This window comes from Pseudomonas sp. COR18 (assembly GCF_048568395.1).
Lineage (GTDB): Bacteria > Pseudomonadota > Gammaproteobacteria > Pseudomonadales > Pseudomonadaceae > Aquipseudomonas > Aquipseudomonas fuscovaginae_B.
Window position 1 is genome coordinate 1,966,606 of the sequence record NZ_CP183808.1, and the last position, 13,895, is coordinate 1,980,500.

The 13,895-nt window shown below is 64.5% G+C and carries 13 protein-coding genes; 6 read left to right on the plus strand and 7 right to left on the minus strand.

What is annotated here, in order from left to right:
- Positions 1–8: 8 nt before the first annotated feature.
- From ACM62G_RS09130 to ACM62G_RS09140, 3 genes are read right to left on the minus strand one after another with little or no spacing between them, the layout of a single operon-like run.
- On the minus strand, positions 9–1,448 hold the full coding sequence (locus ACM62G_RS09130; RefSeq protein ID WP_206542421.1) for an N-acetylmuramoyl-L-alanine amidase: 1,440 nt from the start codon (positions 1,446–1,448) through the stop codon (positions 9–11).
- A gap of 3 nt (positions 1,449–1,451) precedes the next feature.
- On the minus strand, positions 1,452–1,922 hold the full coding sequence (gene tsaE / locus ACM62G_RS09135) for a tRNA (adenosine(37)-N6)-threonylcarbamoyltransferase complex ATPase subunit type 1 TsaE (RefSeq protein ID WP_054059419.1): 471 nt from the start codon (positions 1,920–1,922) through the stop codon (positions 1,452–1,454).
- Positions 1,910–2,770: an NAD(P)H-hydrate dehydratase gene (locus ACM62G_RS09140; RefSeq protein ID WP_419737031.1), complete on the minus strand. Its 861-nt coding sequence runs from the start codon at positions 2,768–2,770 to the stop codon at positions 1,910–1,912. Before ACM62G_RS09140 ends, tsaE begins: the two co-directional genes overlap by 13 nt.
- 63 nt (positions 2,771–2,833) lie before the next feature.
- Here ACM62G_RS09140 and queG point away from each other — a divergent pair, with 63 nt between their 5' ends.
- Entirely contained in the window at positions 2,834–3,919 is a 1,086-nt protein-coding gene (gene queG / locus ACM62G_RS09145) for a tRNA epoxyqueuosine(34) reductase QueG (RefSeq protein WP_419737032.1), read from the plus strand.
- On the opposite strand, the gene ACM62G_RS09150 is transcribed toward queG, so the two are convergent.
- Positions 3,901–4,515, minus strand: a complete 615-nt coding sequence (locus ACM62G_RS09150; protein WP_419737504.1) for a trimeric intracellular cation channel family protein — start codon at positions 4,513–4,515, stop codon at positions 3,901–3,903. The genes queG and ACM62G_RS09150 overlap by 19 nt on opposite strands.
- Positions 4,516–4,637: 122 nt before the next feature.
- Positions 4,638–5,180: an oligoribonuclease gene (orn, locus tag ACM62G_RS09155; RefSeq protein ID WP_054059415.1), complete on the minus strand. Its 543-nt coding sequence runs from the start codon at positions 5,178–5,180 to the stop codon at positions 4,638–4,640.
- A 110-nt stretch (positions 5,181–5,290) separates the two neighbouring features.
- Here orn and rsgA point away from each other — a divergent pair, with 110 nt between their 5' ends.
- Positions 5,291–6,322 carry a small ribosomal subunit biogenesis GTPase RsgA gene (gene rsgA / locus ACM62G_RS09160; protein ID WP_054059414.1) on the plus strand — a complete coding sequence of 344 codons (1,032 nt, stop codon included), beginning with the start codon at positions 5,291–5,293 and terminating at the stop codon, positions 6,320–6,322.
- Between the two features lie 48 nt (positions 6,323–6,370).
- On the opposite strand, the gene motB is transcribed toward rsgA, so the two are convergent.
- A complete protein-coding gene (motB, locus tag ACM62G_RS09165; protein WP_054059413.1) occupies positions 6,371–7,417 on the minus strand; it encodes a flagellar motor protein MotB in 1,047 nt (348 codons plus the stop codon).
- Positions 7,418–7,420: 3 nt separating this feature from the next.
- Positions 7,421–8,272, minus strand: coding sequence for a flagellar motor stator protein MotA (gene motA / locus ACM62G_RS09170; RefSeq protein ID WP_054059412.1), 852 nt, complete (start codon positions 8,270–8,272; stop codon positions 7,421–7,423).
- Between the two features lie 207 nt (positions 8,273–8,479).
- On the opposite strand from motA, the gene ACM62G_RS09175 reads away from it, so the two are divergent.
- From ACM62G_RS09175 to ACM62G_RS09190, 4 genes are all read left to right on the plus strand, one after another.
- Positions 8,480–10,021 carry an HDOD domain-containing protein gene (locus tag ACM62G_RS09175; RefSeq protein ID WP_419737033.1) on the plus strand — a complete coding sequence of 514 codons (1,542 nt, stop codon included), beginning with the start codon at positions 8,480–8,482 and terminating at the stop codon, positions 10,019–10,021.
- A gap of 43 nt (positions 10,022–10,064) precedes the next feature.
- Positions 10,065–10,880, plus strand: coding sequence for a rhodanese-like domain-containing protein (locus ACM62G_RS09180; RefSeq protein ID WP_419737034.1), 816 nt, complete (start codon positions 10,065–10,067; stop codon positions 10,878–10,880).
- An 18-nt stretch (positions 10,881–10,898) separates the two neighbouring features.
- A complete protein-coding gene (gene asd / locus ACM62G_RS09185) occupies positions 10,899–11,762 on the plus strand; it encodes an archaetidylserine decarboxylase (RefSeq protein ID WP_054059409.1) in 864 nt (287 codons plus the stop codon).
- Positions 11,763–11,960: 198 nt separating this feature from the next.
- Positions 11,961–13,766 (plus strand): molecular chaperone, encoded by a 1,806-nt coding sequence (locus tag ACM62G_RS09190; protein ID WP_419737035.1) that lies wholly within the window; start codon positions 11,961–11,963, stop codon positions 13,764–13,766.
- Positions 13,767–13,895 lie beyond the last annotated feature (129 nt).

Genomic DNA, 13,895 nt, shown 5'->3' on the forward strand with positions numbered 1-13,895 from the left:
CGACTCACTCATTGCTTGGCCGCCAGTTCGGTGCCGGGAATCGTCAGGGTCTGTCCGACCTTGAGCTCATCGCTGCTGAGGCTGTTGACGCTGCGCAGAGTCGCCACCGACACCTGATAGCGCACAGCGATCATTGCCAGCGTCTCGCCCGGCGCGACGCGATGATCACGCGGCCCCTGGGCGATCTTGCCGGAGTCACGCAACCAGGCGATGTAGGTGCCCGGCGGCGGATTCTGCTGGAAGAACTGACGGATACCGCTGCTGATGGACCGCGCCAGCGCCTGCTGGTGGCTGGTCGAAGCCAGCTTGGAGGCCTCGTTGGAGTTGGAGATGAAGCCGGTTTCCACCAGGATCGAGGGGATATCCGGCGACTTGAGCACCATGAAGCCCGCCTGCTCGACGCGCTGCTTGTGCAGCGGGGTGACCCGGCCGATGTTGTTCAGGACCTTCTGCCCGACGTTCAGGCTGGAGGTCATCGAGGCCGTCATCGACAGGTCGAGCAGCACTCCGGCGAGCATCTTGTCCTTGTCGTCGAGGCTGACATTGCCGGCACCGCCGATCAGGTCGGAACGGTTCTCGCTGTCGGCCAGCCAACGCGCGGTCTCGGAGGTCGCGCCACGATCGGACAGGGCGAACACCGAAGCACCGAACGCAGCCGCCGAAGGCGCGGCGTCGGCGTGGATCGAGACGAACAGGTCAGCGCCTTTCTTGCGGGCGATCTCGGTACGTCCGCGCAGCGGAATGAAGTAATCGCCGGTACGGGTCAGTTCGGCGCGGTAGCCCTTCTGGCCATTGACCTGGCGTTGCAGCTCCCGGGCGATCGACAACACCACGTCCTTCTCGTGCTGGCCGCGGGAACCCGAGGCCCCCGGGTCTTCCCCGCCGTGCCCGGCGTCGATCACCACGATGATGTCGCGCTTGCCGGCCGGTGCCGGCGGCAGCTTGATCGCAGGCTCCGCCGGCGTCACCGGAACGGCCGGCAGGGTCGCCACGCTCGGCGCCGGGTTGGAGCTCGGCGTCGGTGTCGGCGCCGCATCGGCCGGGTTGTCGAACAGGTCGACCACCAGGCGGTTGCCGTACTGCGCATTCGGCGCCAGGGTGAAGCTCTTGGGGGTGACCGGTTTCTTCAGGTCGACTACCACCCGCAGGTCGGTCGGGGTACGCTGGGCCGCTCGCACGCTGGTGATCGGCGTATTGGCCGTCGGCACGTTCAGCGGGCTGGCCAGGGTCGCACCATTGATGTCGATCACCAGGCGATCGGGCGCCGTCAGCGTGAAAACGCTGTGCTGGACCGCGCCAGACAGGTCGAATACCAGTCGCGTGTTATCCGGGGCTCGCCACAGTCGAACACTCTTGACCTGTGTCGCCGCCACGGCGTCGACGGTCAGTGCCGCAAGCAACAATCCTGCGACTGCAAGCAACGCGCGAATGCGCATACCAAACCCCATCCTCTATTTGAACTCCAATGCCAAGGCGGCACACCAGGCATCGCCTCGCGATCCCCGGGACAACAGATGCAGCGAACGCCCGCCGCCATGCGGGCTAATGGTAATGGTCAGGTCGGGCTTTGGCAAAAAGCCTGCACCCTTGTCGGGCCACTCGATCAGGCACAGGGCATCGCCTTCGAAATAGTCGCGAATCCCCAGGAACTCGAGCTCTTCCGGATCCACCAGGCGATACAGGTCAAAATGGTAGGCACGAACTTCAGCAAATTCGTACGGTTCGACAAGAGTAAACGTCGGGCTCTTGACCGCACCGGCATGCCCCAGACCGCGAATGATGCCTCGCGACAGCGTGGTCTTGCCGGCGCCCAGATCGCCTTCAAGGAAGATCACCCCGACACCGGCGGTGACTTCGGCAATCTTTCGGCCAAATGCCACCATGCTCTCTTCATCAGGCAATTGAAGGGTTAATTCAGACACGGCGATTGTTCCTCCAACAACTGACGAATAGCTGGAATCAGATCACTGGCCGCCAGCCCACGGCCCTTTTCACCTTGCAACTCGCCGGCGCGGGCATGCAGCCAGACCGCCAGGCAGGCGGCCTCGAAGCCTGCCATGGCCTGGGCACGCAGCGCACCGATCAGGCCGGCGAGCACGTCTCCCAACCCGGCCGTGGCCATTGCCGGATGCCCGCGCTCGCAGAGCGACACCCGTCCATCAGGCGCGGCGACCAGGCTGCCGGCCCCCTTGAGTACGCAGACCGCCTGGTATTTCATCGCCAACGCCCGCGCCGCGCCAGGCCGATCGGCCTGCACCTGGGCGGTCGTCAGCCCGAGCAACCGTGCCGCCTCCCCCGGATGCGGAGTGATCACACTGTCGGCAGGCAGGCGTGCCTCGCCATTGGCCAGCAGGTTCAGCGCATCGGCATCCCAGACCTGGGCCACCGCGGCATTCGCTGCGACCGACAACAGGCTGCGGCTCCAGGCGAACTGCCCCAGGCCCGGGCCGACCACCAGCACACTGGCCTGGCGAAGAACGTCCATCAACTGATTGGCCGACTCGATACCCAGCACCATCACCTCGGGCAGGCGCGCCAGCGAGGCGGCCACATGCTCCGCACGTGTGGCCAGGGAGACCAGCCCGGCACCGCTGCGCAGGGCCGTCTCGGCACTGAGCAGGATCGCGCCGCCAAAACGCCGGTCGCCGCCGATCAGCAGCACGTGCCCGAATTGCCCCTTGTGGGCGTCCGGTTGACGCGCGGGAAGTCTCGGCAAGGTCGCCGGTGTTAGCGACTGAATATCGGGAAAAGGCGGTTTGGTCTGCGGCATGCGTCGTTCGGCCCTGATGTCTGGCAGAATTATACGCACCAAAGCCTAGGTTTCTCCTGTCTCATGCCTGTAAATAGCGTCGACCTCACCGCCCTCGCCCAATCCATCAAACAATGGGCTCGCGAACTGGGCTTCCAGCAGGTGGGCATCGCAGGCCTGGAACTGGGCGAACACGAGCAGCATCTGCAACGCTGGCTCGATGCCGGCTATCACGGCGACATGGACTACATGGGTGCCCACGGCAGCAAACGCTCGCACCCGGACGAACTGGTGCCGGGCACGCTGCGGGTGGTCTCGCTGCGCATGGACTACCTGCCGGGCGACACCCGGATGGTCCAGCGCCTGGCCGAACCGGAAAAGGCCTACGTCTCGCGCTATGCCCTGGGACGCGATTACCACAAGCTGATCCGCAAACGCCTGCAACAGTTGGCCGAACGCATCCAGCAGGTGATCGGCCCCTTCGGCTACCGCGCCTTCGTCGACAGCGCCCCGGTGCTGGAAAAGGCCATCGCCGAGCAGGCCGGGCTGGGCTGGATCGGCAAGAACACCCTGGTGCTCAATCGCAAGGCGGGCAGCTACTTCTTTCTCGGCGAGCTGTTCGTCGACCTGCCGCTACCGGTGGACGAGCCCCATGCCACGGAACATTGCGGGCGCTGTTCGGCCTGCCTGGACATCTGCCCCACGGCAGCGTTCGTCGGACCTTACGTGCTGGACGCCCGGCGCTGCATTTCCTACCTGACCATCGAGCTGAAGACCGCCATTCCGGAGGACCTGCGCCCGATGATCGGCAACCGGGTGTTCGGTTGCGACGACTGCCAGGTCGTCTGCCCATGGAATCGCTTCGCCCGCCCTACCGTCGAGAGCGACTTCCAACCCCGGCACAACCTGGATAACGCCGGATTGGCGGAGCTGTTTCGCTGGGACGAGGAGACCTTCCTGAAAAACACCGAGGGTTCGCCACTGCGCCGCGCCGGCTACGAACGCTGGCTGCGCAACCTCGCCGTCGGCCTGGGCAATGCGCCGTCGACCATCACCGTGCTGGAAGCCCTCAACAGCCGACGTGACTACCCTTCCGAGCTGGTCCGGGAACACGTGCAGTGGGCCCTGCGCCAGCACGCCGAACGGGCTGATCAGGCGGCGTCGTTGTAGATGAACTTGGGCATTTCCCAGTGAAAGCGGATCGCCAGAAGACGCAGCAGGAAACCGCCGAACAACGTGATCAGAATCGCCTGCTCGCTGGATAGCTGCCAGTAGGTGCAGCCCAGGAAACACCAGGCTGCGGCGAAGGAGACGCTGGCATAGAGTTCACGACGGAACACCAGCGGGATGTCGTTGCAGAAGATATCCCGCAAGACACCGCCGAACACGCCGGTAATCACCCCGCTGACCGAGGCCACCATCATGCCCTGCCCCATATCCAGGGCTGTCATGCAGCCGATCAGGGTGAAGGCCACCAGCCCCAGGGCATCGAGCACCAGGAACAGCGAACGCAGATGGCGCATCAGCGGCGCGATGAACACCGTCACCAACGCCGCGACCGAAGTCAGCACCAGGTACTCCGGATGCTTGACCCACGTCAGCGGATAATGCCCCAGCAACACATCGCGCACCGAACCGCCGCCGAGGGCGGTGACGCAGGCGATCAGCACCACGCCGAACCAGTCCATGCCGCGCCGTCCGGCCGACAGCGCGCCCGTCATGGCTTCAGCGGTAATGGCGACGAGGTAGAGCATCAGCAGCATGATGGCGGTCCGGGCAGGAGAAGGCGCGCAGTCTACTCATTTGAGCGGCGCACCAAAAGAGCGCAACCACTGGAGTGCATGCGCCCATGGGGAACACAGCCTGCCATCCAGGCTACGGCAACCGGTCAGAACTTGATGAAGTGCTTGCGGTAGTGCTGCAGCTCGGCGATCGATTCGCGGATGTCGTCCAGCGCCAGGTGGGTACTGCCCTTCTGGAAGCTGTCACGCACTTGCGGCGCCCAACGCGCCGCCAGCTCCTTCAGGGTGGAGACATCCAGATTGCGGTAGTGGAAATAGCTTTCCAGGGACTTCATGTGACGGGCCAGGAAGCGGCGGTCCTGGCAGATGCTGTTGCCACAGATCGGCGACTTGCCCTTGGGCACCCACTGCTCCAGGAAAGCAATGGTCTGCGCCTCGGCCTCGGCCATGCTGATGCGGCTCTCGCGCACGCGCTGGGTCAGGCCCGAACCGCCATGCTGGCGAGTGTTCCACTCATCCATGCCGGCCAGGATCTCGTCGCTCTGGTGAATGGCGATCACCGGGCCTTCGGCCAGGGTATTGAGATCGCTGTCGGTAACGATGGTGGCCATTTCGATGATGACATCGGTGTCCGGGTTGAGACCGGTCATCTCCAGGTCGATCCAGATCAGGTTCTGTGGATTTTGCATAGCTTGACTCCTCGGCATAGCCGCACAGTTTAGCGCAGGCTGCGCTTGCCGGGCGTGCTAAACTCGCGACCGCTTGACCCTCCCCGACGATTCGACCACACGGAACACCCATGGCCAAACGCCAGCTCAACCGCCGCCAGAACTGGCGCATCGAAAAGATCCAGGGCGAACGCGCCGCACGCGCCGCCAAACGCGAGTCACAGGCCGTGGAAGCCCTGGAGGGCGGTGACCTGGGCCCTGAACAGACAGGCCTGGTGATCGCGCACTTCGGCGTGCAGGTCGAAGTCGAGGCCCTGGAAGGAGAGTTCAAGGGCCAGGTGTTCCGCTGCCACCTGCGGGCCAACCTGCCAGCTCTGGTGACCGGCGACCAGGTGGTCTGGCGCCCGGGCAACCAGGGCATCGGCGTGATCGTCGCGCAACTGCCACGCACCACCGAGCTCAAGCGCCCGGACAGCCGCGGCCAGCTCAAGCCGGTGGCCGCCAACGTCGACATGATCGTGATCGTCTTCGCCCCGTTGCCCGAACCCCACGCCAACCTGATCGACCGCTATCTGGTGGCCGCCGAGCACGCCGGCATCCGCCCGCTGCTGCTGCTGAACAAGTTCGACCTGATCGACGAGCACAACGCCCCGGCCCTGAATGCGCTGCTGGCGGTCTACCGGCAACTGGGTTATCCGCTGCTGGAAGTGTCGGCCCACCACGGCAACGGCATGGAGCAGTTGCAACGGCAACTGGACGGACGCATCAGCGTGTTCGTCGGCCAGTCCGGGGTCGGCAAGTCCTCGCTGGTCAACAGCCTGCTGCCCGAGGTGGAAACCCGCGTCGGCCCGCTGTCCGAGCTGTCCGGCCAGGGCACCCACACCACCACCACCGCGCGCCTGTTCCACTTCCCCGGCGGCGGCGAACTGATCGACTCCCCGGGTATTCGCGAATTCGGCCTGGGCCACGTCAGCCGCGCCGATGTCGAGGCCGGCTTCATCGAGTTCAACGACCTGCTCGGTACCTGCCGCTTCCGCGACTGCAAGCACGATCGCGAGCCCGGCTGCGCCCTGCTCAAGGCCCTGGAAGACGGGCGTATCCAGCAGCAGCGGATGAACAGCTACCGCTCGATCATCGCCAGCCTGCCGCAAGACAGCTATTGAAATGACAGAAACGACAAGGCCGCGATCATCGCGGCCTTGTCGTCTGGCTCAGGAGCCGGTTCTGGGCTTGCCCGTCTCGTCCATCTTCAATACACCATCCTCGAAGATGTTCAAGCGTTGCCGCACCTCGTGGGCGGGCAGCGGCTGCTTGTCCGCCGGCAGCGCATTCGGGTCGGCCGGGGCCGCATTCGAGGCGCCAGGCGCGCCGGGAACCGGTGCCGCGCCATCCGGCTTGGCCTCGTCCGCGCCCTGCTCGCCCTCAATGGCTTTCTGGGCCTTCTTGGTCAGCACCACGATGTCGATGCGGCGGTTGACCGGGTTGAACGGATCGGCCTTGTCGAACAGCGCCGACGAGGCATAACCCACCACCCGCGCCACTTGCGAGTCCGGATAACGGCCAGCCACCAGTGCACGGCGCGCGGCGTTGGCGCGGTTGGCCGACAGCTCCCAGTTGCCGAAGTCGCCAGTGCCGGCGTACGGCTTGGCATCGGTATGGCCGCTGATGCTGATCTTGTTCGGCACCGCCTTGATGGTGTCGGCCATCGCCAGCAGGATGTCCTCGAAGTAAGGCTTCAGGCGCGCACTGCCGGAGTCGAACATCGGCCGGTTTTCCGCGTCCATGATCTGGATGCGCAAGCCGTCCGGGGTGATTTCGAACAGGATCTGGTCCTTGAACTTCTGCAACTGCGGGCTTTCGTCGACCTTGTTCTGCAACTCCTGCAGCAGCAGCTCCAGGCGCTCCTTCTCGACCTGTTCGGCCATGCCCTCCACCTGCTCGGTGTCGACCGTGACCTTGTCCGGTTGCGGCTGGGACTTCACTTCCGGGTTGAGTGTCTTGTCCGGCGCCAGCGTCGGGGAACCGCCCAGGTCGATGATGTAGGGCGTACCGCTCTCGGAAAAACCGATCGGGTCCTTGAAGTAGCCGGCGATGGCGATCTTCTGCTCCGGGGTCGCGGTGGACAGCAGCCACAACACCAGGAAGAAGGCCATCATCGCCGTCGCGAAGTCGGCAAAGGCGATTTTCCAGGCACCGCCATGGTGCCCGCCGCCAAAGCGCTTGACGCGCTTGATGATGATCGGCTGATTGTTCTCCATGACTCAGCGACCGCGAACCGCTTGTTCCAGCTCGGCGAAGCTCGGCCGATGCTTCGGATAGAGCACCTTGCGCCCGAATTCCACTGCCAGCGAAGGCGGCATGCCGGAGGCCGAGGCCACCAGGGAGGCCTTGATCGCCTCGTAGACGTTCAGTTCTTCCTTGGCATCGTGGGCCAGGGATTGCGCCAGCGGACCGAAGAAGCCATAGGCGGCGAGAATACCGAAGAAGGTCCCCACCAGTGCCGCACCCACGTGCAGACCGATGGACTTCTGGTCGCCATCGCCCAGGGAGGCCATGGTCACCACGATGCCCAGTACCGCCGCGACGATACCGAAGCCGGGCATGCCGTCGGCCACGCCGGTAACGGCATGGGATGGATGCTCGAGTTCTTCCTTCATGCTCAGCAGTTCCATGTCGAACAGGCCTTCCAGCTCATGGGGAGCCATGTTGCCCGAGGACATGATGCGCAGGTAGTCGCAGATGAACGCGGTCATGCGCTCATCCTTCAGAACGGCGGGGTACTTGGCGAAGATCGGGCTGGCCGCGGCATCCTCGATGTCACCCTCGATCGCCATCATGCCTTCACGACGGCTCTTGTTGAGGATCTCGTAGATCAGGCCGAGCACTTCCATATAGAAGGTGTGGCTGAAGCGCGAGCCGAACATGCTCAGGGATTTCTTGACCACGTGCATGGTCATGTAGCCGGGGTTGGACTGCAGGAAAGCACCCAGCGCCGCACCACCGATGATCAAGACCTCGAAGGGCTGGATCAGCGCCGCAATCTTGCCGTGGGAGAGCACGTACCCGCCGAGCACGCTCGCGAATACGACAATGATGCCGATGATTTTAGCCATAGAATGAGAGTACTTGTTGAGTCGGGTTCAAGGTCATATTCGGAAGTTAGTAAATCTCTTCTTCTACTTATCGGCGAAACTGCGCCAGACTATAGCCAGTTCAGGCGAAAAGCCAGAAAACCGGCAGTGCATGGCCTCGGCGGCAGGACCAGCGCAGCGCCGTCAGGCCCGTTCCGGGCGCATTAATGGTGATGATCGCGCTTAATCATGACGAATCAAACGGCTGTGTCCAGTGCAAGACCGAACACCCTGCAAGGCTGGACCAGGCTGTTGCAGGGCGTTCGCCTGCCCGTCCCGCAGGACAGCCACGACCGCGTCTGCCGGGCCATCCGCGACAGCCGCAGCTCGCTGCGCGACATCGCCGAGCTGATGCAGGATAGCCCGGCCCTGGCGCTGAGCGTGATCTGCGAAGCCAACCATCACACCCACGGCAGCATGACCGAGCCGGCCGAAAACCTCGAGATCGCGATCAATCGCCTCGGTCTGAAACGTACCGAGGAGTTGCTTGAGCGCCTGCCCGCACGACTGCCCGAAGACATTCCGATCGCCCTGCGCCAGTTGCAACTGATCAGCCAGCATGCCAGCCAGCAGGCCAACGGCCTGTTTGCCGCCCGCCTGGCCCGGCTCTGGCAGGACATCCACTGGGGCAGCCTGCTGTTCCTGGCCCCCCTGTGGCCACTGGCACTGACCCACCCCAGGCTGCTCGAAACCTGGGAACTGCGGGTGCTGCACAAGCACGAGCCCGCCGCCAGGGTCGAACGGGAGCTGTTCGGCGTGCGCCTGCTGGAGCTATGCCAGGCCATGGCCGAGTTCTGGCGCCTGCCAGTGTGGGTGACCCAGGGTTATCAAACGCTGCTCAACGAACGCAAGACCCTCGCCCAGGCACTGCATATCGCCCGCGACAATGAGAGCCCCCTGCACCAGCAACAGCAACTGGATGCCGACCCCGAACTGCGCCGCTGGCTGAACCAGCCCGCCAACACCGTATTGCTGGCCAACGGCCTGGCCGTGGCGGCACAACAGGCCTGGGACAGCCCGCACTGCCTGCGCTGGCAGTACCTGTCGAGCCTGTACCTGCAGCAGCCGATGAACGAGTTGCAGCAACAGATCCACCAGCAGGCGGCCCAGAGCGCCAACCAGCATTCGATGCAGGACCTGTGGCACCCGGCCGAGGCTCTGATCTGGCCGTGGCATGTGCGCCGCGTGCATGCCGACCTGTTGCCGGCCGCTGCCCCTGACGCCGCGGCGATGGGGCTCTGGCGCAGGCACTGCGCACAACTGCTGGCCGAACCCAGCCGTTTCACCAACGCCATGCACCTGACCACCGTGGCCCGCGAAGCCCTGGCGGCCTGCGGCCTGCGCCGGGTGATGATCCTGATGACCGACCGCAGCCGCAGCGCACTGCGGGTGCACCAGACCGCCGGCCTTCCCGCCGAGGCGAGCAATCTGATCCTGCAGGTGGCCCAGAGCACGCTGCTGCAACGACTGATGAAGCAGCCCGCGCAGATTCGCCTGTCGCCAGAAAACGCTCGCCAGTTCCAGGCACTGCTGCCCAACAGCCTGCGGGCGCAATTCCTTCCCGGCGAACACCTGCTGTTGCGCTCGCTGAGCAACAACGGTCGGGTGGTGATGGTGATCCTGGCCGACCAGGCGGGCGTGCCGTTTTCGGAGATCACCGTGCAAGCCTTCGGCAAAACCATGCAATGTATCGAAAAGGCGCTGCACGCCTTTACCAACCGCAGCGCCTGAAGCTTGCGCTACAATCCTCCCCTTTGCGTCCAGGAGAACCCACATGCCTGACTTCTCTGGCTTGCCGCTGGTGATCGAGCCCAGCGACCTGCTGCCGCGTCTCGACACCCCCGGGCTGATCCTGGTGGACCTGACCAGCAGCGCCCGCTACGGCACGGGGCATATCCCCGGCGCACGTTTCGTCGACCCCAAGCGTACCCAGTTGGGCCAGCCACCGGCTCCGGGGCTGATGCCACCGCAAGAGGCGCTCGAAGCCCTGTTCGGCGAACTGGGCCACAACCCGGACGCGGTCTACTTGGTCTACGACGATGAAGGCGGCGGCTGGGCCGGCCGTTTCATCTGGCTGCTGGATGTCATCGGCCACACCCGCTACCACTACCTCGACGGCGGCCTGCTGGCGTGGCTGGACGAAGGCCTGCCGGTGTCCGAGGACATCCCGGCGGTTGCCGGCGGCCCGGTTGCCCTGACCCTGCACGACGAACCGACCGCCACCCGCGATTACCTGCAGTCGCGCCTGGGCGCGCCCGACCTGGCGATCTGGGACGCCCGTGGCCCATTGGAGTATTCCGGCGAGAAGGTGCTGGCCGCCAAGGGCGGACACATTCCAGGCGCAGTCAACTTCGAATGGACCGCCGGCATGGACAAGGCGCGCAGCCTGCGCATCCGCAAGGATATGCCGGCAATCCTCGACAGCCTGGGCATCACTCCCGACAAGGAAGTGATCACCCATTGCCAGACCCACCACCGCTCCGGCTTCACCTATCTGGTGGCCAAGGCGCTCGGTTATCCGCGCGTCAAGGGTTATGCCGGCTCCTGGGGCGAATGGGGCAACCACCCCGACACCCCTGTAGAGATTTGAGATTCCCAAGGATCCTTGATGAAAAAGAGTTTGTTCATCCTCAGCCAGTATCTGCTGCCTCACCACCTGCTGTCGCGCCTGGCCGGTTGCATCGCCGAATGCCGGGTGCGCTGGTTCAAGAACGCCTTCACCGCCTGGTTCGCCAAGCGCTACCAAGTGGACATGTCCCAGGCGCTGGTTGAAGACCTGACCGCCTACGAGCATTTCAATGCCTTCTTCACCCGCGCCCTGAAAGACGGCGCGCGACCGCTCGACCCGACCCCGGGGGCGATCCTCTGCCCGGCCGACGGCGCCGTCAGCCAGCTCGGCCCGATCGAACACGGCCGGATCTTCCAGGCCAAGGGCCACAGCTTCAGCGCCCTCGAATTGCTGGGCGGCGATGCCGCACTGGCCGCGCCGTTCATGGGCGGCGAGTTCGCCACGATCTACCTGTCGCCCAAGGACTATCATCGGGTCCACATGCCGCTGGCCGGCACCCTGCGCGAAATGGTCTACGTGCCAGGCCGTCTGTTCTCGGTCAACCAGACCACCGCCGAGAACGTACCGGAACTGTTCGCCCGCAACGAGCGCGTCGTCTGCCTGTTCGACACCGAGCGCGGGCCGATGGCCGTGGTGCTGGTCGGCGCGATGATCGTCGCCTCGGTCGAAACCGTCTGGGCCGGCCTGGTCACGCCCCCCAAGCGCGAACTCAAGACGTTCCGCTACGATGAAGCGGCCCGTGCGCCGATCCATCTGGAAAAGGGCGCCGAGCTCGGGCGCTTCAAGCTGGGTTCGACCGCCATCGTTCTGTTCGGTCCGGATCAGGTGAAATGGGCCGAAGGTCTGGCAGCCGGTTCGACGGTGGCCATGGGCCAGGGCCTGGGCTTGCCCAAGGACGCCTGATAGGCTGGTGGCCTCGCGGTCCGACGCCGCTCGAACCCGCGAGGTCATGCCACGGACAATCGGTCGCAATCTGAGCCGACCACCAACGATGCACCTGTACCGTATTGCTGTTAGAGTCGTGGCATTATATTGCCACCAATTTTTTGTCACCTTGCCGATGGATGATGCACGTTTTCCTTGCTGGAGCTGGCCCGTTAGATGAGCAATCCAAGCCCCCATCTGTTGTTGCGCGCGCCAACACCCACGCAGTCGAGCCTGTCATTCTGCGATGGCACACCGCGTGACCTGAGACGCTGGATCGCCGAACTGCCAAAAGCCAACCTCGGTGAAACCGCGCGCCTGCTGTATCAGGGGCTGGCCGAACTCAACCAGTTGCTCACCCCCAGCGAAAACCGCCTGCAGTTGCTCGAACTGATACGACCCGAGGTGTATTACGTCTGCAAGCACCTGGAGCGGCATTTCCTCAACCAGTCCGTCGTACTCGATGAGCGTCCACGCAAGGTCGCCAACCTCTGCCAGGCTTTGCAGAATCACCTGGCCATCGGCTACAAGCAGATCGCGATGCGTGTCGCGTCCAGGTTCAGCAAGGAACGCGCCGGGCTGCTGACCATGGCCTTGCAGCGTGCCCTGCACTGCCTCAATGGCCCGCTGGTCCGGGCCAGCCAGTTGTACTGCCCGGTGCCGGATGGCCTGTGGCTCGAAGTGCACCAGTTGTACCAGGTCGCCATTGCCCATCAACTGCAGCACAACCCGGTCCGTGACGAACTGGCCAGCCAGACCCCGTCACTGACCATTGAGCAGACCTACATTGTCGCGCTGCTGCTGGGTTGCTCACGCTGCAACCAGATGCGCCAGAACAATATCGCCCGGCTGGCGGAAGTCCTCGAACCCTGGAGCACGCTGGTCAAGCTGCAGGATGCCGGCCTGGCATCGAGCCTGTTCGCCGTTGCCCCACAGGCCGATGCACCGCCACGCTACACCTCGCTGTTCGCCGCCGAGCAACAGCCCGGTCTGATGGGCATCAACACCCTGAGCCTGGTCGAGGCCATGAAGGAATACCTCGACCTGCCCGTCGAGCAGCGCAGCCACTCGCGCCTGCTGGTGCCCAGTGGCCTGAGCCTGGACACCCTGCAGCACCTCTGCGCGGCCTGGGGCGAATCAGCCGAACGGAGTTTCCAGCGCACACCGGGACAGGGCTCCCTCACCCTGTGCATCGGCATGAGTGCCCTGCATTTCTACCTGGGCGGGCAACGTTCCTTCAGCGAGCTTCTCAAGAGCCCGACCGCCAGTCGCGCCGCGCATTTCACCGCGCAGCTGGCCAACAGCAGCCAGAAGGACAGCTGGACCCTGGCTTTCGATGCCGAACGCCAGGGCAGCGCCGACACATTGCTGCCCTACGAGGAAATCCAGTATCACCCGACGGAAGCCGAAATCAGCCAGGCGGCGGCCAACAGCGCCGAGGATTTCCCGACCTTCAGCCTGCAGATCATCAACCACAGCCCTGGCGGTTACTGCCTGGCCTGGCCGCGGGAAGTCCCCAGCCAACTGCAGGCGGGCGAGCTGGTGGGCATTCAGGATGCGACGTCCCAGGGCTGGAGCGTCGCAGTGGTACGCTGGATTCGCCAGGTGCGCAGCGGCGGTACGCAGATGGGCATCGAACTGATCGCCCCCCATGCCGAGCCATGCGGCCTGCAACTGGTACGCAACAGCGAGGAAAACAGCCAGTACCTGCGCGCCCTGCTGCTGCCGGAAATCAGCGCCATCGGCGTGCCCGCCACCTTGCTGGCACCGCGCCTGCCGTTCCAGGAAGGTCACAAGGTGATGATCAACACCCATGGCGAGGAGCGTCGCGCCGGGCTGAATAACCGAAAGGCCAGTACCGGCAGTTTCAACCAGTTCGAATATCGACTGTTCGAACAACCGGCAACGGTCAGGAACGAAACCTCGGGAGCCGGCGTAGCGGGCTCAGAGGAAGATTTCGGCTCACTGTGGAAAACGCTCTAGAAGAGCACCGCCTGCAGCAACGGCGGTTCGGCGATCCGACGTTCCGACGTTCCGACGTTCCCGCGAAGGCGCCCTCACGGGCGCTGAAAGCTTCGCGGGCAAGCCCTGCGCCTGCAAGCCCGGTATCAG